22 protein-coding genes and 1 pseudogene are annotated in these 20017 nt (G+C 32.7%); 13 read left to right on the top strand and 10 right to left on the bottom strand.

Annotated features, from left to right (window positions below; all coding sequences use genetic code 11):
• Positions 1-2: 2 nt before the first annotated feature.
• Positions 3-590: a TetR family transcriptional regulator gene (locus tag CBR30_03365; protein PMQ02040.1), complete on the bottom strand. Its 588-nt coding sequence runs from the start codon at positions 588-590 to the stop codon at positions 3-5.
• 136 nt (positions 591-726) lie between these two features.
• On the opposite strand from CBR30_03365, the gene CBR30_03360 reads away from it, so the two are divergent.
• From CBR30_03360 to CBR30_03345, 4 genes are read left to right on the top strand one after another with little or no spacing between them, the layout of a single operon-like run.
• Positions 727-1656: a hypothetical protein gene (locus tag CBR30_03360; protein ID PMQ02039.1), complete on the top strand. Its 930-nt coding sequence runs from the start codon at positions 727-729 to the stop codon at positions 1654-1656.
• Between the two features lie 13 nt (positions 1657-1669).
• Positions 1670-2635: a glucose-fructose oxidoreductase gene (locus CBR30_03355; GenBank protein PMQ02038.1), complete on the top strand. Its 966-nt coding sequence runs from the start codon at positions 1670-1672 to the stop codon at positions 2633-2635.
• Between the two features lie 5 nt (positions 2636-2640).
• Positions 2641-3171, top strand: coding sequence for a chromate transporter (locus CBR30_03350; protein PMQ02081.1), 531 nt, complete (start codon positions 2641-2643; stop codon positions 3169-3171).
• Positions 3150-3680, top strand: coding sequence for a chromate transporter (locus tag CBR30_03345; protein ID PMQ02037.1), 531 nt, complete (start codon positions 3150-3152; stop codon positions 3678-3680). The genes CBR30_03350 and CBR30_03345 overlap by 22 nt, the downstream gene beginning before the upstream one ends.
• On the opposite strand, the gene purE is transcribed toward CBR30_03345, so the two are convergent.
• From purE to CBR30_03330, 3 genes are all read right to left on the bottom strand, one after another.
• Positions 3660-4184 carry a 5-(carboxyamino)imidazole ribonucleotide mutase gene (gene purE, locus CBR30_03340; GenBank protein ID PMQ02036.1) on the bottom strand — a complete coding sequence of 175 codons (525 nt, stop codon included), beginning with the start codon at positions 4182-4184 and terminating at the stop codon, positions 3660-3662. The genes CBR30_03345 and purE overlap by 21 nt on opposite strands.
• 112 nt (positions 4185-4296) lie before the next feature.
• Positions 4297-4587: a co-chaperone GroES gene (locus tag CBR30_03335; protein PMQ02035.1), complete on the bottom strand. Its 291-nt coding sequence runs from the start codon at positions 4585-4587 to the stop codon at positions 4297-4299.
• 12 nt (positions 4588-4599) lie between these two features.
• On the bottom strand, positions 4600-4848 hold the full coding sequence (locus CBR30_03330) for an NrdH-redoxin (GenBank protein ID PMQ02034.1): 249 nt from the start codon (positions 4846-4848) through the stop codon (positions 4600-4602).
• 296 nt (positions 4849-5144) lie between these two features.
• Between CBR30_03330 and CBR30_03325 the strand changes: the two genes are divergently transcribed.
• From CBR30_03325 to CBR30_03310, 4 genes and pseudogenes are all read left to right on the top strand, one after another.
• A complete protein-coding gene (locus CBR30_03325) occupies positions 5145-6155 on the top strand; it encodes a phosphoribosylaminoimidazolesuccinocarboxamide synthase (protein ID PMQ02033.1) in 1011 nt (336 codons plus the stop codon).
• A gap of 9 nt (positions 6156-6164) precedes the next feature.
• Entirely contained in the window at positions 6165-7838 is a 1674-nt protein-coding gene (locus CBR30_03320; protein ID PMQ02032.1) for an oxidoreductase, read from the top strand.
• Positions 7835-8689: a 2-oxoacid ferredoxin oxidoreductase gene (locus tag CBR30_03315; protein PMQ02031.1), complete on the top strand. Its 855-nt coding sequence runs from the start codon at positions 7835-7837 to the stop codon at positions 8687-8689. The genes CBR30_03320 and CBR30_03315 overlap by 4 nt, the downstream gene beginning before the upstream one ends.
• Before the next feature lie 18 nt (positions 8690-8707).
• Positions 8708-9984, top strand: a pseudogene (locus tag CBR30_03310) (glycoside hydrolase).
• On the opposite strand, the gene CBR30_03305 reads toward CBR30_03310, so the two are convergent.
• From CBR30_03305 to CBR30_03295, 3 genes are read right to left on the bottom strand one after another with little or no spacing between them, the layout of a single operon-like run.
• On the bottom strand, positions 9985-10362 hold the full coding sequence (locus CBR30_03305) for a MerR family transcriptional regulator (GenBank protein ID PMQ02080.1): 378 nt from the start codon (positions 10360-10362) through the stop codon (positions 9985-9987). It abuts the pseudogene before it with no gap.
• A 23-nt stretch (positions 10363-10385) separates the two neighbouring features.
• The gene (locus tag CBR30_03300; protein ID PMQ02030.1) at positions 10386-10904 is read right to left on the bottom strand and encodes a hypothetical protein; all 519 of its coding nucleotides are present in this window, start codon (positions 10902-10904) and stop codon (positions 10386-10388) included.
• On the bottom strand, positions 10901-11533 hold the full coding sequence (locus CBR30_03295; GenBank protein ID PMQ02029.1) for a phosphoglycerate mutase: 633 nt from the start codon (positions 11531-11533) through the stop codon (positions 10901-10903). Before CBR30_03295 ends, CBR30_03300 begins: the two co-directional genes overlap by 4 nt.
• 105 nt (positions 11534-11638) lie before the next feature.
• Between CBR30_03295 and CBR30_03290 the strand changes: the two genes are divergently transcribed.
• The gene (locus CBR30_03290; GenBank protein PMQ02028.1) at positions 11639-12100 is read left to right on the top strand and encodes an NADH-quinone oxidoreductase subunit E; all 462 of its coding nucleotides are present in this window, start codon (positions 11639-11641) and stop codon (positions 12098-12100) included.
• On the top strand, positions 12097-13728 hold the full coding sequence (locus tag CBR30_03285; GenBank protein PMQ02027.1) for an NADH-quinone oxidoreductase subunit F: 1632 nt from the start codon (positions 12097-12099) through the stop codon (positions 13726-13728). The genes CBR30_03290 and CBR30_03285 overlap by 4 nt, the downstream gene beginning before the upstream one ends.
• Positions 13729-13756: 28 nt before the next feature.
• Here CBR30_03285 and CBR30_03280 read toward each other — a convergent pair whose 3' ends face one another.
• Positions 13757-14740: a WYL domain-containing protein gene (locus CBR30_03280; protein ID PMQ02026.1), complete on the bottom strand. Its 984-nt coding sequence runs from the start codon at positions 14738-14740 to the stop codon at positions 13757-13759.
• A gap of 94 nt (positions 14741-14834) precedes the next feature.
• On the opposite strand from CBR30_03280, the gene thiF reads away from it, so the two are divergent.
• The gene (gene thiF, locus CBR30_03275) at positions 14835-15443 is read left to right on the top strand and encodes a thiamine biosynthesis protein ThiF (GenBank protein ID PMQ02025.1); all 609 of its coding nucleotides are present in this window, start codon (positions 14835-14837) and stop codon (positions 15441-15443) included.
• On the opposite strand, the gene CBR30_03270 is transcribed toward thiF, so the two are convergent.
• A complete protein-coding gene (locus CBR30_03270; protein PMQ02079.1) occupies positions 15433-16029 on the bottom strand; it encodes a hypothetical protein in 597 nt (198 codons plus the stop codon). The two genes, thiF and CBR30_03270, sit on opposite strands and share 11 nt — an antisense overlap.
• Entirely contained in the window at positions 16026-17081 is a 1056-nt protein-coding gene (locus CBR30_03265) for a glycosyl transferase (GenBank protein PMQ02024.1), read from the bottom strand. The genes CBR30_03270 and CBR30_03265 overlap by 4 nt, the downstream gene beginning before the upstream one ends.
• Positions 17082-17250: 169 nt before the next feature.
• Between CBR30_03265 and CBR30_03260 the strand changes: the two genes are divergently transcribed.
• Together CBR30_03260 and CBR30_03255 are read left to right on the top strand one after the other, a co-directional pair.
• A complete protein-coding gene (locus tag CBR30_03260; GenBank protein ID PMQ02023.1) occupies positions 17251-18885 on the top strand; it encodes a ferredoxin in 1635 nt (544 codons plus the stop codon).
• On the top strand, positions 18872-20011 hold the full coding sequence (locus CBR30_03255) for a stage II sporulation protein (GenBank protein ID PMQ02022.1): 1140 nt from the start codon (positions 18872-18874) through the stop codon (positions 20009-20011). Before CBR30_03260 ends, CBR30_03255 begins: the two co-directional genes overlap by 14 nt.
• The last annotated feature ends 6 nt before the right edge of the window (positions 20012-20017 follow it).

Raw genomic sequence — 20017 nt, 5'->3', positions numbered from 1 at the left:
AACTAATCAACCTCCTTTTTTATACTTGAAAGAATCAATTTCATTCCCTCCAAGCTTAATTTTTCCCAGTCCTCATCAGGGGAGAAGATCTCTTGTAATATTGTTCCAATAGCAAAGGAAATTAAGGTTCTTGAGAGAAGATCTGGATCTATTTTTTTTATACTTCCTTCATTAATTCCTTCCTCAATTAAGCTTGAAAAGTATTCTTTATACCTTCTATAGTAGTTTCTTAAACCATTAATTATTCTTTCATCCTTTGTGCTTCTTCTTAGAAATTCCAAAAATAAAAATAGCTTCTGCTCTGATTGTGAAAATATATCCTTGAAAATTTCTCCCATCTTTATTATGCTTTGAAAAACTTCTTTTTCTTCTTTTCTTTTTTCCTCAAGTTTCTCATAAAGTTCTGATAACCAAAAATCAAGAACTTCTAAAAAAAGGGATTCTTTAGTGGGGAAATAATGAAAAAAGGCTCCTTTACTTATACCTACTTCCTTGCAAATATCTTGCACACTTGTTGCATCATAACCGTTTAAGGAAAAGAGTCTTTCTGCACATTTTAAAATTTTTTCTTTTGTGTTACTCATTTTTATTTCACCTCATATACCGACTGGTCGGTATAATTATACCAAATTTTTTACCCTTTTTGCAAATTTTTCCTTTATGTTGACATAAGATTTATTATGGGGTTAAAATTCAGTATCTATAAAAAATAAGGGGAGAAAAAATATGTTGGTCTCGTTGGTTAATTTTTTGCCTATATTAATTCTTTTCATAGTAGGTTATACCCTCAAGGTTAGAAAGTTTGTTAAAGAAGATACTATTAAGGATATAAAATCTTTAATTGTTAACCTGTTCTTACCCTCATTGCTCTTTTTAGCCTTTTTAAGGACAAATTTTGAAACAAGATATATGTTAATTGTTTTGGCAATGTTTCTTGTTTGTTTATTGGCATTACTTTTAGGTTTTTTATTAAGAGGGCTTTTTAAAATAAAATACTTCTATTTTCCATTTCTTATGAGTGGGTTTGAGGCTGGAATGTTGGGTTATTCTTTATACACTTTCCTTTTTGGAAAGGAAAATATTGCAAAATTTGCTATTGTAGATTTGGGACAGGTAATGTTTGTCTTTTTAGTGATGGTTACTTTACTTTTAAGGTATAGTGAGGAGAAGAAATCAAGCATATTAAACAGTTTTAACTATTTTTTAAAAGTTCCTGTTATTTGGGCTATATTGTTAGGCATTATTATTAATAAAACGGGTCTTTTAAAGGTCTTTACTGGAAACTTTTTATGGGAATCTATTGTTAAGGTTTTGGAAATGCTTGGAGGATTAACGGCTCCTTTGATTGGGATAATTATTGGCTATGAGCTGAATTTTAAAAATATTGATTTTAGTTCCTCTAAATATGTTTTTATAAGATATGTTTTTATGGTAATTTTTGCAATGCTTTTTAATAAATACATAGTTGTTAGTAAATTAGGATTAGATAAACTCTTTACTCATGCAGTATTCATCATGTTTCTTTTGCCACCTCCCTATGTAGTTCCTTTGTATGTCAAGGATGAGAATGAGCAGAAATTTCTTTTTAATAATATATCGCTTTCAACAGTTATTAGTATTGTTCTGATTTTGATTTATCAGATGATTTTTATATAAGGAGGGGAAAGTTATGAGATGGGGAGTAGTTGGGGTAGGAAAAATAACGAGAAACAGGTTTTTGCCTGCTTTAGAGCAGGTAGAGGGTGCAATTTTAACTGCAATAGTTACAACCCACCCAGAAAACGTGAAGGATCTTGCAGAAAAGTATAATGCAAAGATCTATGAAAAAGTGGAGGATTTAGAGAATGTGGATGTTGTTTACATAGCAACTCCTAATAGTATGCATAAAGATCAAGTTATCTCCTGTGCTAAGAAAAAGATTCACATACTTTGTGAAAAACCTATTGCTTTAAATTCAAAGGAAGCTATGGAGATGATTAGAGCATGTGAGGAAAATGGGGTTGTTTTAGGGGTTGCAAACATGGGAAGATTTAACCCATACAATGTTGGAGCTAAAAGGCTTTTAGAGGAAGGTATTGTAGGAAGGATCGGGATTATAAAGGCAAGCTATTCTTTTGTGAATGTTGAAAGGGATAAGTGGAGGTATGACCTAAGTCTTTCAGGGGGTGGAGCTATAATGGATATTGGAGTTCATGTGATCAATACTCTACATTTTTGGCGACCAAATAATAAAATAGTTGAGATAGCAGGTATTAATGAATACTTTGGCTATGAGGTTGAACAGAATGCAGGAGCTGTGGCAAGGTTTGATGATGGTGTTATAGTTCTTATGGATGCAAGTTATGACACATCTTTATCTGTATCTTTTGAAATTAAAGGAGATAAAGGAATTTTATACGTTTTAGATACTTTATACCAGGAGTATGATGGAAAGGTGATATTAAAAAGAGAGAATAACTTTACTTTATTTAATTTTTATGGAGAAAATCAGTATGTTTTAGAGATAAAGGATATGGAAGATGCAATAAGAAATAAAAGGAGTCCAAGAACCGATGGATATGAGGCTCTTAAAGATATGACGGTTATAGATGCATGGTATCAGTCCTCAAAAGAAAAAAGATTAGTAAGGATATAGTTTTTATGAGCTATATTGATCTTTTTTGGGTATTTTTGAAAATTGGTTGGCTAACTCTTGGTGGTGGGTATGTGATGATTCCTCTCTTTATGGAGGAGTTTGTTAAAAAAAGGAAATGGGTTACTCAGGATGAATTTTTAGAAACATTGACATTGGCTCAGTTATTTCCAGGTCCTATTGCATTAAATTTTGCAGTGGCAATCGGTTATAGATTGAAGAGGTTAAAAGGGGCATTAGTTAGTGCAACTGCTGTGATCCTTCCTTCTTTTGTCTCTATACTTGTTATTGCTATTTTTTTTCTCAGATTTGAGGAAAATAAATTTGTGCAGGGGCTCTTTTATGGGCTTCGCCCTGCAATAGCTGGTCTTATGGTTTTCAGCATATACGAGATATTATCAAAATACAAATTTACTTATATAAAGATAATAATTGCCATACTATTTACTTTGGTATTAATTTTGTTTAAACTAAATCCTGTTTATATAATTATTTTAGCTTTAATTGGTTCTATATTATGGGTATATACTGGGCATTGATCAGAGTATTCTTCTTAATTGGGCTTTTTGGTTTTGGTGGGGGATATGCAATTATTGCTCTTATAAGGTACTTTGTTACTATACAAGAGAAATGGCTTACTTCTACCCAATTTATAGACGTACTTGCTATATCACAAATTACTCCTGGTCCTATTGCAATCAATTCTGCTACCTTTATAGGATATAAAATGGCTGGTGTTTTAGGCTCTGCTATTGCCACATTAGCTTCGGTATTTGCTCCTTTTATCCTTGTCTTTTCCTCTTCTTATTTTTTCCATAAATTAAATAGTGATAAATTTAAAAGGGTATTAGAAAATTTGAGACCTATGACCTTTGCCTTAATTATATCTGCTACCTACAGTATTGTTTCTTCATCTCTATTGGATTTCAAAAGCTTTATAATATTTCTAATCTCAATCTTTTTATCCTATATAAACTTTGGAAATATACCTCTCCGCTTGCTATTGATGGCAATCTTAGGAGAAATATTATATTTTCTTCGTTTTTAGATATTCTTCTACCCCAACTTCATCGAGTAATTTTGCTTTTTCTTCTACTTCTTTTTTCATTTTTTCTTTATACTCTTTAAGTTTTTCTTTGAGCTCAGGATATTTAATAGAAAGAATTTGAATAGCTAAGAGACCTGCATTTTTGGCTCCATTTATTGCAACTGTTGCTACAGGAACGCCAGATGGCATTTGAACAATTGAGAGTAAGGAATCCAAGCCATTCAGGGAGGATGTCTTTATGGGGACACCAATAACAGGTAAAGTAGTAATACCTGAAATTACTCCTGGAAGATGCGCAGCACCCCCTGCACCAGCAATTATGACTTCTACTCCTTTTTCTTCTGCATTTTTAATAACATTAATAGTTCTTTCTAAGCTACGATGGGCGGAGGCTATGGTAATCTCGTAATCTACTCCAAAAGATTTTAATACTTCTCCTGCCTCTTTCATTATAGGAAGATCAGAGTCACTTCCCATAACAATAATTACTAATGGCTTTGACATGTTTGATACTCCTCCTTGTAAATTTTTCATATTATAACAAAAGCTAAAGGGCGGTCAATATTTGACCGCCCTTCAAAAATATTAGGGAGGGTGAGAATGGTGATTAAAATTTTTATTCTCTAATTATTGCTAAAATATCATTTCTTTGCAAGAGGAGATACTTTTTACCTTGGATCTCCAATTCGTCTCCACTATATTTCCCAAATATTACGTAATCTCCTACCTTTATTTTTTCTTTTAAATCTTCGTCGGTCCCTACAGCAATAACCTTTCCAATTCTTGGTGTTTCTCTTGCTGTCTCAGGAATATATATACCTGAGCTTGTTTTTTCATCCCCTTCCGCCCTTTCTATAAGAACTCTATCATCTAATGGCTGAACTTTATCTACAGCTAAATTTGGCATTTTAAATCCCTCCTATGCCTCGTATTGTTTTAGTAATTGATCAATTAATGGTCTATTGAAACCAACAATTGGTCTATTGTTTATTAAAATAACAGGGACTCCTGTTTGTCCTGTTAATCTAATAAGATCCTGAGCTGCCTTTGGATCTCTTTCTACATTTATTTCATAAAAATTCACACCTTTTTGTCTTAGGTATTCTTTTGCAGCCCTACACCAAGGACAATGAGTTGTAGTGAATATTACTACTTTTGCCTTAGTCATTTCTATAACACCTCCTTTATCATAATACACCATATAGTATATTTATAAAGTTACATTTGTCAATAGATTTTGACTACAATTAATATTAAATTTTTTAATACCCTATTATGTATGGTAATAACGAAAGTAACACTTAAGATGGACTAACATGGATATAGTTATTACCATTAAACATATATTTCAATAGCAGTATGAAGGGCAACTTTTTCTATGTGAAGGATTTTGTTTTTTTATATTGACTATAATTATATTTTCCCCTTATACTTTAACAAAGTTTTTGGAGGTGATTTTTATACATGGGCAGTGTAAAGGACTTAATAATTTTAGAACCCCCAACGGAACGCAGTTTAGGAAGAGGCAGATTTATCTTTTCAGATAGATATTCTGTTTTTGATTATGGAGAGATGCCAGATCACATTGATGATAAAGGAAAAGCTATTTGTATTGCAACCGCTTATTTTTTTGAAAAGTTAGAGGATATAGGAATAAAAACTCATTATTTAGGAATTGTGGAGAATGATACTCCAAAATCCTTAAGTGAACTTAAGAATCCCAGTAATGTTTTAGAGTTCAAGATGGTAAGAGTTTTAAAACCAGAGTTAAAAGATAACATTTATGATTACTCCATATTCAAAAAAGAACGTTATAATTTTCTTCTTCCCTTAGAAGTGATCTATAGAAATTCTCTACCTCAAGGCTCCTCTGTTTTTAAAAGATTAGAGGAAGGGAGCATTACTCTTGAGGATTTAGGATTGAAGGAAATGCCAAAGCCTGGAGATAAATTAGAAAAACCCATAGTAGATTTCTCTACTAAATTAGAGGTTAATGATAGATATTTAAATTATAAAACTGCACAAGAAATAAGTAACCTATCTGATGAGGAGTTTAGAAACTTGATTGAGACAACATTACTAATTGATGACTTGATTACTAAAACTGTTGAAAGAATAAACTTAAAAAATGAGGATGGAAAAGTAGAATATGCTTTTGGGCTGGAAAGGGATCTTATGCTTGTAGATGCTGTGGGAACTCTTGATGAGTGCAGGTTTACCTATGATGGAATACCTGTTAGTAAGGAGATTGCAAGAATATACTATAGAGATACTGAGTGGTATAAAGAAGTAGAGCTTGCAAAGAAAAAGGATAGATTTAATTGGAAGTCTTATGTTTCAACCCCTCCCCATTTACCAAAGGAATTAAAGGAGTTAATATCTTTGATATATAAGGCTTATACAAACGAAATCACCCAAAAAGAGTGGTTTGATACTCCTCCCCTCAAAGATCTTCTTAAAAGGTTAAAAGAGTGAGGTGATATTGTGGAATGTAAACTTTTAATAGGTGGTTCTGCTGGACAGGGAATTGCCACCATATCCAGTCTAATGTCTAAGTATTTTCATAGAATGGGATATTACATCCTAACTATGGAAAGTTACCAGTCAAGAATAAGAGGTGGGCATAACTTTAGCTTAATTAGGATATCTGATAGTGAAGTTTATAGCATTGATAATAATTATGTAGATATATTGATAGCTTTAAATAATGAGACTATTAATTTACATGAGCATGAAGTAAAAGAGGGAGGATATATTATCTGTGATACAGAGATGAAAATTGATTCCCAAAGTAAAAAGATACTAAGAATACCTATGAGAAAGATCGCAGTAGAGAAGACAAAGACAAGAATTGTTGAAAATACTGTGGTTTGTGGGGCGCTTGTAGCAATGAGTAATGGTGATATTGAGGTTATGAAAAAGATAATTTCAGAAAATTTTAAAGGAGAAGATCTGAATAAAAATATTGTTGCAATAGAGGAAGGATATAATTTTGGTCTATCTTTAAACACAAAATGTAAAGAGTTTCCTAAAATATCATTAAAGGAAAGGTTATTATTGAATGGTGGTTCTGCGGTTGGACTTGGAGCTATCGTATCAAATTGTAAATTTTTATCCTCTTATCCAATGACGCCTGGAACAGCAGTTATGAACTTTTTAGCTACTTATGAGAAGGATTTTAATATTGTAGTAGAACAAGCGGAGGATGAAATTTCTGCAATAAATATGGCAATTGGAGCCTTTTTTGCAGGAGCAAGATCAATGGTGACCACATCAGGAGGAGGTTTTGCTCTAATGGTGGAGGGACTAAGTCTTTCAGGGATGACTGAAACACCTGTTGTAATTCATATAGCCCAGAGACCTGGACCAGCTACAGGTCTTCCTACAAGAACCGAACAGGCGGATTTGAATTTTGTTATTCATGCGGGGCATGGAGAATTTCCACGATATGTTTGTGCACCAAGAGATCAAGAGGATGCCTATTATAAGACTATAAAAGCCTTTGATTTAGCTGAAAAGTACCAAATTCCATCCATAATATTAACGGATCAGTATCTGATAGATTCTATTAAGACGATAGAGGGGTTAAATCCGCCAGAATATAAGAGTTATAGAGTTAAGGGAAGTAAGGATTATTTGAGACATAAGATTACAGAAGATGGAATATCTCCCTTTGCAATTCCAGGAGAATTTGAGGGACTTGTGATTACTGATAGTGATGAGCATGATGAAGAGGGACATATTACTGAAGATTTAGAAATAAGAGTGAAAATGGTTAATAAACGCATGAAGAAACTTGAACTTTTATACCAAGAAGTAGAAGAACCCTTATACTTTGGAGTTGAGGATCCTGAAGTAGTATTTATTGGATGGGGTTCAACCTATGGAGCAATTAAGGAAGCCATATCTAAACTGATAAAAGAAGGCTATAAAATAGGACATTTACATTTTTCTGACATTTATCCAGTTCCTAAAAAAACCATTATGAATTTTAAAAATAAGAAGCTTTTTACTATAGAAGGAAACTATCAGGGGCAATTTGCAGGGTTATTAAGAAAAGAGCTTTGTATTAATGTAGAAAAGGGATTAGTAAAGTATAATGGAATGCCCTATTTTTCAGATGAAATTATTGAAGGGGTGAAAAAAATCATGGGGTGAATTTAAACGAGTATGATAATAATCAGGTTCCTGCTTGGTGTCCAGGATGTGGTAATTTTTCTATTTTAAAATGTATCAAAAGAGCTTTATCAGAGCTTAACATCCCTCCTTATAAGGTACTTATGGTTTCTGGAATTGGTCAAGCAGCAAAGGCTCCTCATTATTTTAAATGTAATCTTTTTAATGGATTGCATGGAAGAGATATTCCTAATGCTGTAGGTGCTAAGATTGCTAATAAAGATTTAATAGTAATATGCGAGTCAGGAGATGGCAATACCTATGGAGAGGGAGGAAACCATTTAATCCATAATATTAGAAGAAATGTTAACATAAAAGTTTTTGTGCATAATAATCAAATATATGGATTAACAAAAGGACAAGCATCCCCTACAAGTGATGTGGGAATGAAAACAAAGGTACAGCCCTTTGGTGTACTTTATCCACCTCTGAATCCTATAGCATTGGCAATTACTTTAGGAGCAAGTTTTGTAGCAAGGTCCTTCTCAGGAGATGAGGATCATCTAACAGAGATGATGAAGCTTGCAATCACCCATAAAGGTTTTGCTCTTTTGGATATACTTCAGCCTTGTGTAACTTTTAACAAAGTGAATACCTTTGGATGGTACATGGAGAGAGTTTACAAATTACCAGAAGATTACAATCCTTATGATTTTAAAAGTGCCTTTGAAAAGGCATTAGAGTGGGGGGATAGAATTCCAATTGGTGTAATTTATAAAAATGATAGACCAACTTATGAAGAACTTTTACCCCAATTAGATGGAGAACCATTGTATAGAAAGATAAATGATCCAAAAGAGATGCTTGAGAAAATTATAAAGGATTTTGTGTAGAGTAGGGAAGGTTTTTTTATGGAGGTAAATGTAAAGGATTTTGGGGCTATTGGGGATGGAATTTGTGATGATACATTAGCTATCCAAAAAGCCATAGATTATTGTAGTGAAATAAAGGGTAGAGTAATTTTCCCTCCTGGAATTTATTTGTGTAAGCCCATAAAACTTTTGTCTAATGTAGAAATAGTTATATCTTATGGGGCTACCATTAAAGCAACAAATAATTTTAATGATTATTCTGCCATAGGTTATAAGCATAATGAATGGGGAGATGTAAAATCTTCATCTATGCATTAAATGAGGATAATATTTCTATTAAAGGGGAGGGAGTTATTGATCTTTCTGGGGAGAGTTTTTTTGATTTTTCAAAGACCTTAAATCCTATTGAAAATATAGATCTTCTTACTCCAGAACAGATAGAGGAGACAGAAGCAAAACCATTGGAACGTCCTAATCAACCTATATTTTTCTATAATTGCAAGAACTTGACTATTGAGAATGTGACCTTTAAAGATTCTCCTTGTTGGACTATTTCTATAAACTCCTCAGAAGGAATTAGAATAAGGGGAATAAAAATTATCAATAATCTTAGAATACCAAATAGTGATGGAGTCCATCTATGCTCATGCAGGGATGTATCTATTTCAGAATGCAAGTTTGTATGTGGAGATGATTGTATAGCTCTAACTGGAATAACTAATTGGGATAAACCTTGTGAGAATGTGATGATAAGTGATTGTTTCATGGAGACAAGATCTGCAGGGGTAAGAATAGGGCATTTGGATAGTAAGGTTCAAGATGTAAAGATAAAAAACCTAATAATAAGTAATTCCAATAGAGGGATAGGAATATTTGCCAATGGGAGTAAAGGATATGTGAAGAATATCTATATTAGTAATGTTATAGCGGATACCCACATATATGCAGGAACATGGTGGGGAAAAGGCGAACCTTTAGTTATTCAAGCCCCTGAATCTGGAAACTTTATAGAAGATATAAAAATTGAGAATTTGATTGCAAGGTCTGAGAATGGAATTGTAATATGGGGGAAGGATAGGAATATAAGAAATGTGGAATTGAGAAATGTTCTAATTGGTATCTCTTATGGAAAGAATAGAGAGCTTTTTGGAAGGTACATTGATCTGCAACCATCTGGTTTTCAGGAATTAAAAGAGTACAAAAGCTATATACCTTGGGTTATATTGAAGTCAGTAGAAAATTTTAATTATTCAGATGTACTTTATTATAAGGAAAGTAGCGACAAAGTATATAGTATAGAAAAATTAGAACTTTAACTATTTTCTTAGGGTTTTTTCAAATTTTGATAACATTATATCGTAATTTTTTATTTTATTATTTAGTTTTTCTAAGGCTCTTTGCATAACCTCAATTTGGGCTATAATTTTATCTCTTTGCTCAATTAATATTTGCTTTCTTGCTTCTAAGGTAGATTCTCCTTCTTGCATTAATTTCACATACTTTAGGAGAGCGTCTATTTCAATTCCTGCGCTTCTCATACACTTTATAAATTCTATCCATCTGCAGTCATCTTCGGAATATTCCCTTATGCCATTTTTATTCCTCTTTACCTTAGGAATTAACCCAATCTTCTCATAATATCTTAATGTATCTTGTGAGATTCCATACTTTTCGCTTACTTCCTTTATAGTCATACCCATTTTATTATCCCTCCTTCTTATTTGATGAAGTGGGAAAGAATTCTTAATATAGTAATTACTATGGATACAAAATTTGCTATTTTATTCTCATAGTCTTCTAATGTAGGCTCCTTTAATCTCTCTAATTCTAAAAGCTTATTTATTTTTTCCTCAAGTTGAGGAATTTCTTTTGTTTGTCTTGCTTGTTTTTCTAATTTTTCTAATCGGTAATTAGCATAAGTTGTTAATGCAGAGCTTGATACCCACATGCCAAAACAAGTTGGGCAATAATAAATGTCTATTTCTTTTGGGATAAGGAGATCTTTGAGGAGTGAAAGAGGAGTGTTATCTACTGGGCAAGCTGTTGGTTTACATTTTATGCTACTTTGGTTTATAACTATCTGATCTACACTTTTGGGATTTAAATATGTTAATTCCCACTTATCAAACCAAACACCACTGCAATTGGGACATAAATCGATCTCTATGTATCCCCCATAAAAGTTGAGAACCCTCTTAGGGATTAGTTCCTTACCACAACATGGGCAAATTTTCATGGATTTATTTTATCACTAAATATTTCATGGGGGTATAAGTAATTTAATTTTACCAAGGTTAGACGGTTATCTCTATTTGTCTTGAAATGATTTACTGAGCAGGAACTTATAGTAAGCCTTCCTACACCAAGGGATTTTATCTCGAGAAATACTGAGATAGCTATTCTTATTATTGCACCATGAGTGAATATGGCTATTTTCTCGTTACTGAAATTGGATAATAGGAATTCTTTTTCTTTTTCAATTCTTTGATAAGCGGATAAGAAATCTTCTCCTCCTGGGATTTTCGCCTTCTCTGTATTGTAAACCCAAGTTTTACTTATTTCAGGATATTTTGAGATTACTTCACCTATAGTTAAACCTTCCCACTCACCAAAGTCATACTCAATCCAGTTATCTCTAATTTTTATATCCAGATTTAGTTTTTCTGCTAAGGGTTTGGCTGTCTCTATGGCTCTCTTTAGGGAACTACTAAAAATCAAAGAAATACCTTCCTGATAAAGGAATTCTGCCAGTACTTGGGCTTGTCTTTTTCCCCTTTCATTGAGAGGGACATCAGTCCTGCCTTGGTATCTTCCCTCTCTATTCCAATCAGTCTCACCATGCCTTATAAGAAATATTTCCATCATTTTAAATATTATATATTACCAAGACAAAGCTTGACACTCTTTAATTTAATTGATATTCTTTTTACAAGGTGTATTATAAATCTTTTATATGGAGAAGGAGGTACTATGCCTACCAAAGAAGAAATTATAAAAAGTTTTCCTCCTACCCAAGATAATATTTTAGATATTCTCCATGCTCTCCAAAATAGTAACCCTTACAATTATTTGACCCCAGAAGATATTTTACTTTGTTCCCAATACCTCAAATTGCCTTATAGCTATGTTGAAGGAATAGCTACTTTTTATTCCATGTTTAGCCTTAAGCCACGTGGCAGATTTGTAATAAGACTTTGTGATTCACCTCCTTGTCACCTAATGGGTTCTGAGTCTTTATTGGATTTTCTTAGAGAAAAACTGGGAATTGATGTAGGAGAAACTACAAGGGATAGAGCATTCACTTTGGAATTAACCAGTTGCTTAGGAGTATGTGCTGTTGCTCCTGCAATGATGATTAATGATGAGGTGTACGGTAATCTAACGCCTGAAAAGGTGGAGAAAATTTTAGAGGAAAAGAGGGGTGAACTATGACTATACCAAGAAGCCATGTGCTTATTTCTATAGATGCTAATACTCTTCTTGCAGGAGCAAAGGCTGTAGAGACCGCTCTTCTTGAAGAGCTAAGGAAAAGAGGATTGGCGGATGAAGTGAGCGTAATTGAGACAGGTCCTTTAGGGGTTATTGGGAAAGGTGTAGTAATGGTGGTATATCCCGAGGGAGTATTTTATGGGAATGTAAAGGTTGAAGATATTCCAGAGCTTGTGGAAGAGCATTTTATAAAGGGAAGACCATTAAAAAGATTAATTATATCTGCCACTCCTCCTACTTTTATTCCTAAGGAGGAGGTAGGTCTAACAAAGAAACAGGAAAGAATAGTATTAAAAAATTCTGGAGTTATTAATCCTGAAAGTATAGAGGAGTATATTGCGACGGGAGGTTTTGAGGGGTTAGCAAAGGCACTAACAGAAATGTCTCCTGAAGATGTAATAAAGGAGGTGAAAGATTCAGGTCTTAGAGGGAGAGGTGGTGCAGGATTCCCCACAGGCTTAAAATGGGAGTTTACAAGAAAGTCTCCTGGTGATGAAAAGTATATACTATGCAATGCGGATGAAGGAGAGCCAGGAACCTTTAAAGATAGATTAATTTTAGAGGGCGATCCTTTTAGAATAGTTGAAGGTATGATTATTGCAGGTTATGCAATAGGAGCTAAAGCTGGATATATCTATATTAGAGGAGAGTATAAATTATCAATTGAAAGAATGCAAAAAGCAATAAATACTGCCAGAGAATACGGTCTTCTTGGAGAAAACATCTTAGGAACAGGATTTAATTTTGATATTTATATAAAGAAGGGCGCTGGAGCATATATATGTGGAGAAGAGACAGCCTTGATAGAATCCTTAGAAGGGAAGAGGGGAATTCCAAGAATTAAACCTCCTTATCCTGTAGCAAGAGGACTTTGGGAAAAGCCTACCGCCGTTAACAATGTGGAGACTATAGCAAATATTCCAGAGATAATTAGGAATGGTGCAAGTTGGTTTAGAAAGTTTGGTACTGAAAAATGTCCAGGTACAAAAGTGTATACCATATTGGGACATGTTGTTAATGCAGGTCTCATTGAAGTGGAGATGGGAACTACTCTAAGAGATATTATCTATAAGTATGGTGGTGGAATTCAGGATGGCAAGAAGTTTAAATGTGCTTTAGTAGGAGGAGCTGCAGGAGCCTTCTTAGGGGAAGAAATGTTAGATGTTAAAATGGATTTTGATAATTTAAAGGAGTATTCTGCTGTACTTGGCTCTGGAGCTATTTTGGTTATGAATGAGGATGCATGTATTGTAGATATGTTGAAGAGCGTACTTCACTTCTTCAAGCATGAATCTTGTGGAAGATGTACCCCTTGTAGAGTAGGAACTAAAAAACTGGTAGATATAATTGAGAAATTTGCTTCCCTTGAAGGAACAGAGGAAGATTTAGAAGAGATGAGAAATATTAGTTTGGTAATGAAAGATACTTCCTTCTGCCCTCTTGGACAATCCGTACATCTTCCTGTAAATTCAGCACTGAAATATTTTAGAGATGAGATTTTAAATCATTCAAAAGAAAAGTATTGCCCTGCTTTAAGGTGTAAACCTAAGAAGGTTTTGGTGAAGGAATAATAAAAAGGGGAGGAGGAATCCTTCCCTTTTAGCTTTTATAATTTTCATTCATTTTTTCAATTTCTTTCTTAATTTCTTCTCTTAATTTTGCTGGTTCTAATACTTCTGCATGAGATCCGTAGCTTAATACCCACCTTTTTACCTCATCGATATTTGCTGTGATTTCCAAAATTACCTCTCCATTTCCTAAATCTTCTATTTTTTGGGTTTCATGCCAGATTCTTTCCTTAATCCACTTTGCCTGAAATTCATCAAATTTAATTTTAATCCTTTCACTTTCTCCTTTATAAACTCTAAAGGCATTTTTGAAGTAATCCTTAATGTTGAAATCTTTGGGTATTTCAAATCTTTCATCTAAAATTTTTATCTCTTTTACTCTATCCATAGCAAAGTCTCTCATTTCCTTTCTTAGATGGCAATAACCGCAGAAATACCATACTCCCTCATAATTATATATATGGTATGGATCTACCTTCCTCAAATTCTCTTCACCTGTAGATATAGAGTGATATTTAATTGCTATTCTTTTTTTATCCATAATTGCTTTAAATACTTTTTTGAAGACATCATTAATATCTACTCTCAATTTAATAGGATGTATAGAAACAGAGAGAGCCATCTCTAAATTTTTTGAGTCAATAGTAGTATTATCTGGGAAAATAGATACTATCTTATTTAGAAGATTTTTAAAGTCTTCTTCTAAAGGTGTATTTTGAAATTGTTGAAACATATTGGCACTAAGTATTAAAGCAAGAACTTCTCCTTCTGTAAGAGGTGGAAAGGGAAAGTTACTTTTTTCACGGAAAAAGTAGCCTCCGTGTTTTCTACTGTATTCTAAAGGAAGATTAAACTCATCTCTTAGGGTTTGTAAGTATCTCTTGATGGTTCTTTTGCTAATTTCTCCATATTCGTGGCTAATTTCTTTTGTTAATCTATCTAAGCTTGGATAGTTTTCATCCCTAATTTTTTCAAAAATCTTATACAATATAATAAGAGGTCGTCTTTTTGACATAATCTCACCCTTTTATTAAACTTCACATGCTATTATATAATAATAACCTAAGATAGAAAAATAGACACAAGAATGGGAGGTGAAAATTAACTTTATGAATTTTGATGAAATGTTATTTAAATACTTTAAAAAAGAGCAATTAGATAAGATAAAAAATACAAAGGTTGTTATTGCTGGTTGTGGTGGTCTTGGTTCTAATGTTGCTGTATCTTTAGTAAGATCTGGTTTTTGCCATTTATATCTAATTGATCATGATTATGTGGAGATTTCAAATCTAAATAGACAAGCTTATTTTTATGATCAAATTGGGCTTCCCAAGGTTATTGCCTTAAAAGAAAACCTTTTAAGGATTAATAAAGATATAAATGTTTTAACCTTTCAGGAGTTTATTAATAGGGAAAATGTTTATAAGCTACTATCTCATGGAGACATAATTGTGGAGGCTGTAGATGATAAGGAGACAAAGCTACTACTTTTAGAAACGGCACATATGTTAAACAAGAAAATTGTAATGGCAAATGGTGTTTGTGGTTTTGGGGATGTAGAGAAGATATCTATAAAAAGATTTAAAAATACTACTATCATTGGGGATTTTGAAAGTGACAATTCTACCATTCCTCCATATGCTCCAAAAGTCTCAGTTGTGGCTAATATGCAGTGTGATGAGGTTTTGAGAATTGTTTTAAAAGATTCTAATTATTAGACCTTTTATATAATAGTTCTTTTCTATGTTTATAATATATTATAGAAAGATTACCTATATAAAGGATAAGTAAGTGGGACATCCCTGTTAATACTTTATAGGCTACATAAATAGAAAGAGATGAGAATCCTACTATTACTTTTTTGGCATCTTCTTCAGGGGTTGTTGTGCCGAATATTAAGACTAATATTAGAAGAATAATGCCAAGAAAAAGGACAGCCTCTCCATTAGTAAGCAGTGTCCAGGCTCCAAAACTTGTAGCAATTGCTTTACCGCCATTAAAATATAACATGGGGGAAAAGGCATGTCCTGCTATTCCTGCGAGGGCAGCTAATGAGATTATATTTGGCTCAGTAACAATGCCATAATGAATAAATAGGTTTAGTGGGAACATGCCTTTAAAATAGTCAAGAAAGATGCCTAACAGACCAAATTTCCAACCTGCAGAAATCCAAAGGTTGTAGCCTCCAGGATTTCCATCTCTTACCTTTCTTAAATCTATATGAAGCATTTTGGCAATTAAATAAGAATACATGATGGAGCCTGATATGAACTGGATTATAATAACTAATAGATTTCTCATTATACTTTTATCTCCCTTCCTTTCCATTTTACCTTTCTAAGAAAAAAGGTCTTTATACATGAAACAAAGAAAATAAAAAGGAAGAATAGAAAATGAAAAGGATAAAGAATATTATCTAAGATATTATAGTCTCCTAACTTTTTGTTGAATATAGAAAGTTGAATTATATACAGAATATACATAAAAACCTGTTTGTCGAAAATTAAAGAGAAGATAGAGGAATATATTCCTGTGAACCATAGAAATAAAACCAGAAAATTTATAAAACCAGCAGAAATAACTCCGCGTCCTATATTTTTTGTTATTCCTTCATATAGCTGGGTTAATCCCTTTGGATACATCCTAAACTTGACGATCCCATTTCCTAAATAATTATGAACTTTCAATTTGTGCTTCATGTAGAGCTTTCCCAATTCTACATCTTCAATAACCTTATCTTTTACGGAGAAGTGTCCACCCACTTTTTCATAATCTTTTCTAAAGGTGGCTATTAAAGGTCCATAAGCACCTATTGGTTTATTCTTAAGAAACTTTATTAAAACCATTGACCCCACTGTAGCCATATTAAAGACAAAATTTAAATGTTCATAAGGTTTCTCTAATCTTTGATAGGGCCAAATTGATATTAGTCCTTCGTTTTTTTCCAATGTTCCTACAATACTTTCAATAGCTTTGCTATCTAATTCTACGTCTGCATCAATGAAAATTAAAATTTCACTCTTTGAATGTAAGTATCCATTCCAACAAGCCCATGGTTTTCCAAGCCATCCATTATCAGGTTCCTTTCTTAAAGAGATAAGTTTTACATTTTGAAAGCTCTTAACAACTTGAGAGGTATTATCACTACTATTATCATCTACTACAATAATTTCATGGATTGGATATGATTGGCTCATTAGGCTCCTCAGCAATTTTCCGATGTTGTGCTCCTCGTTTCTTGCAGGAATTATTACGGAAATAGTATGGTGATTAGAGGGCTTTTCCTCTTTTATAAATCTGAGATTTAAGAAGATAATCCAACCTGTGAGATAATAAAAAAAATTCAAAATGGAAATTTCTAAATCTCTCCTAAAATATTTTTTTTAAATATATCCTAAGAAGAGAGTTTATGTCAAATGTTAAAGAATTTTAATTTGACATGGTATTATTCTTTTTTTAAAATTAATCGTGAAAAAAATAACGTTAAATTTATAACGTTAAAAAATTAACAATTAGGTAAAAATTATGAGGAACAAAAATATAATTATTACAAAGGAGATTGATTGCCAATATTGCTATAAATGCTTAAGAAATTGCCCAGTTAAATCTATAAGGTTTAGCAGGGGAAAGTCTTATGTTTTAAATGATGACTGCATACTATGTGGTGTGTGTATAGATGTATGTCCTCAACAAGCAAGAACTTACATTTCAGATTTACCAAGATTTTCCGAAATTATTCAGAAACCTTTTTTAGTCTCTATAGCTCCTTCCTTTTTTGCTCATTATGATGAGCCTTTGAAAGTTCTTACTTTTTTAAGAAAACTTGGAGCTACTTTTATTCAGGAGACTGCTGTTGGTGCTGACATAGTATCTTTCTATTATAGAAAAAGTTTTCATGAAAATAAGAATAAGTCTATTATTACCACTTCATGCCCTGTAGTTTATAATCTTGCTGAGAAGTATTATCCAAAGGTTATTAATTATCTTGCCCCTTTTCTTTCTCCAATGAATGTACATGCAAATTTTATGAAACAATATGTAGGAGATTATCCTATTGTTTTTATTGGACCATGCATAGCCAAAAAATTAGATGATGAAAAAGTAGATGTTGTATTAACTTTTGAAGAGCTGGATAAGTTTATTAGTATGGAAAAGGTAAATATCAATTTACTTCCTGAAACCTATCCTGATCCACCATATCCAAACAGAGGAAGATTTTATCCAATTAGTGGCGGTATTAATAATACTGTGGGAGGAAATTGGGAGAATTATTTAGTGTTGGAAGGTATAGATAATATTGTTAAGATATTTGAAAATATAGAAAATTTTAAAACTCAGTTTTTTATTGAAGCTTCTGCGTGTTTTGGAGGGTGTATTGGAGGTCCTGCTATTAGAAAAGATACCAGCCTTTTTGAAAAAAGACAGCGAATCCTTGAATTTGAAAGAAGATTATCCCAACTATCTGGAGAGATAGTTAATCCAGAAGAAGTTGATTTACAAATAGAAAGGGAATTCTTTGCAAAAAGTAAAGAGATTCATGTTCCACCAGAGAAGATTGAAGAAGTTTTAAGAGAGATGGGGAAAACTTCTCCTAAAAAACATCTTAATTGTGGGGCTTGTGGCTATTCGAGTTGTAGAGAAAAGGCAATTGCTGTTGTTTTGGGAAATGCAGAAAAAGAGATGTGTATTACCTACCTAATAGATAAGGTTTCTTCTATTAGTAATACAATTATTGAGAGAATTCCTAACATAGTGATTATTTACCAGAATAATAAGCTTCTTTATTTGAATCCGAAAGGCGAAGAATTTTTTGAAGATAAAATGGAGCTAATTGACTATGTTTTAGAGGAAATTGAAAGTGGGAAAAGTTATATTGAGCTATCTATTGATAATGAGAATTATGTATTTTTTGTAAAATTTTTTAATTTGCCACAAAGTCATGGTAAAGTGGCTCTTCTCATTGATGTTACTGCGGAGAAACAAAAGGATGAGAGACTGAAAAATTTAAAGAAAGAAGCCTTAGAAAAAATAGAAGAAGTAATTAATAGACAAATGTATCTTGCCCAAGAGATTTCCAGTATACTTGGAGAGTCTATAGCTGAAACTAAAAGTTATTTCCTAAAATTTAAAAATTTTCTTGAAGAAGATGTTGACTTGTAAAATTTATTATGCCTACAAAAACAAAGAGGGAGAAGAAGTTTGTGGAGATACCATCAAGATAAAAAGGGATGAGAAGAAAGTTGCTATCACAGTATCTGATGGGCTTGGAAGTGGTATAAAGGCAAGTATATTATCAACTTTAACAGCTTCTATGGCAACAACAATGCTTTTTAACAATATACCTATTGAAGATACTTTAAAAAGCATATTGGCTACTCTCCCAGTTTGTAAAGTAAGAGGGATAAGTTATGCAAACTTTGTAAATCTTCTTTTTGAAAGAGAGATAGATACTTTACACATAGTAGAATACGAGTTTCCTGCGGTTTTATTTTTTAGGGGAAATCAATATATTCCAATTCCTAAGGATAAGCAGAATATATTAGATAAAGAAATTTTTTATACAAACATACAGGTTGAGGCTGGAGATATAGTTTTTGTTATGACGGATGGAGTAATACAAGCAGGATTAGGTTCTAAGAACTATCCTTTAGGTTTTGGTTTAGATAATGTAAAAAGGGAGATTAGAAATCTTCTTTTGCATAAGATAGCTCCTCAGGAGATTGTTCAATACTTGATAGATAAAACTAAAAAACTTGATTTTGGATTAAAGGGAGATGATGCTCTTGTATGCTCTTTGTATTTTAGACCATATAAACAGGTTAATGTTTTGGTTGGTCCCCCATCAAGTCCTGATCTCGATGAGATGGTAGTTAACAAGTTTATCAATTTAATAGGTTCAAAAGTAATATGTGGTGGTACAACTGCTCAAATAGTAAGTAAATATCTAAATAAAGAAATAAGAATTGATCTACATACAATATCGGACGATTCTCCTCCAATTGGTATTATGGAGGGCATAGATCTCATTACAGAAGGAATTATCACATTGACCCAGGTTTTTAGATTCTTGGATGGGCAGGATAGCGTATTAGGTTATGGGGCTCGGATCCTATTAGACTTACTGTTGGATGCAGATTGTATAAACTTTATGGTTGGAAAAGCCATTAATCCTGTATATCAAAATCCTCTCTTTTGTTATGACATATCCATAAAGGTTAGGATTGTTGAGGATATTGCAAGGATTTTAAGAAATAAAGGGAAATTGGTCTCTATAGAATATTTTTAAATAAGG

The sequence above is a fragment of the Dictyoglomus sp. NZ13-RE01 genome, assembly GCA_002878375.1.
GTDB lineage: Bacteria > Dictyoglomota > Dictyoglomia > Dictyoglomales > Dictyoglomaceae > NZ13-RE01.
Note: the sequence above shows the minus strand (reverse complement) of the source record. Positions and strands in the feature narration are given on the sequence as shown.

What these genes read in the sequence shown, in the direction of transcription:
- CBR30_03360 (PMQ02039.1), top strand. Translation starts at nt 727, where the DNA reads ATGTTGGTCTCGTTGGTTAATTTTTTGCCTATATTAATTCTTTTCATA.
- CBR30_03355 (PMQ02038.1), top strand. Translation starts at nt 1,670, where the DNA reads ATGAGATGGGGAGTAGTTGGGGTAGGAAAAATAACGAGAAACAGGTTT.
- CBR30_03350 (PMQ02081.1), top strand. Translation starts at nt 2,641, where the DNA reads ATGAGCTATATTGATCTTTTTTGGGTATTTTTGAAAATTGGTTGGCTA.
- CBR30_03345 (PMQ02037.1), top strand. Translation starts at nt 3,150, where the DNA reads ATGGGTATATACTGGGCATTGATCAGAGTATTCTTCTTAATTGGGCTT.
- purE (PMQ02036.1), bottom strand. Translation starts at nt 4,184, where the DNA reads ATGTCAAAGCCATTAGTAATTATTGTTATGGGAAGTGACTCTGATCTT.
- CBR30_03335 (PMQ02035.1), bottom strand. Translation starts at nt 4,587, where the DNA reads ATGCCAAATTTAGCTGTAGATAAAGTTCAGCCATTAGATGATAGAGTT.
- CBR30_03330 (PMQ02034.1), bottom strand. Translation starts at nt 4,848, where the DNA reads ATGACTAAGGCAAAAGTAGTAATATTCACTACAACTCATTGTCCTTGG.
- CBR30_03325 (PMQ02033.1), top strand. Translation starts at nt 5,145, where the DNA reads ATGGGCAGTGTAAAGGACTTAATAATTTTAGAACCCCCAACGGAACGC.
- CBR30_03305 (PMQ02080.1), bottom strand. Translation starts at nt 10,362, where the DNA reads ATGACTATAAAGGAAGTAAGCGAAAAGTATGGAATCTCACAAGATACA.
- CBR30_03300 (PMQ02030.1), bottom strand. Translation starts at nt 10,904, where the DNA reads ATGAAAATTTGCCCATGTTGTGGTAAGGAACTAATCCCTAAGAGGGTT.
- CBR30_03295 (PMQ02029.1), bottom strand. Translation starts at nt 11,533, where the DNA reads ATGATGGAAATATTTCTTATAAGGCATGGTGAGACTGATTGGAATAGA.
- CBR30_03290 (PMQ02028.1), top strand. Translation starts at nt 11,639, where the DNA reads ATGCCTACCAAAGAAGAAATTATAAAAAGTTTTCCTCCTACCCAAGAT.
- CBR30_03285 (PMQ02027.1), top strand. Translation starts at nt 12,097, where the DNA reads ATGACTATACCAAGAAGCCATGTGCTTATTTCTATAGATGCTAATACT.
- CBR30_03280 (PMQ02026.1), bottom strand. Translation starts at nt 14,740, where the DNA reads ATGTCAAAAAGACGACCTCTTATTATATTGTATAAGATTTTTGAAAAA.
- thiF (PMQ02025.1), top strand. Translation starts at nt 14,835, where the DNA reads ATGAATTTTGATGAAATGTTATTTAAATACTTTAAAAAAGAGCAATTA.
- CBR30_03260 (PMQ02023.1), top strand. Translation starts at nt 17,251, where the DNA reads ATGAGGAACAAAAATATAATTATTACAAAGGAGATTGATTGCCAATAT.
- CBR30_03255 (PMQ02022.1), top strand. Translation starts at nt 18,872, where the DNA reads ATGTTGACTTGTAAAATTTATTATGCCTACAAAAACAAAGAGGGAGAA.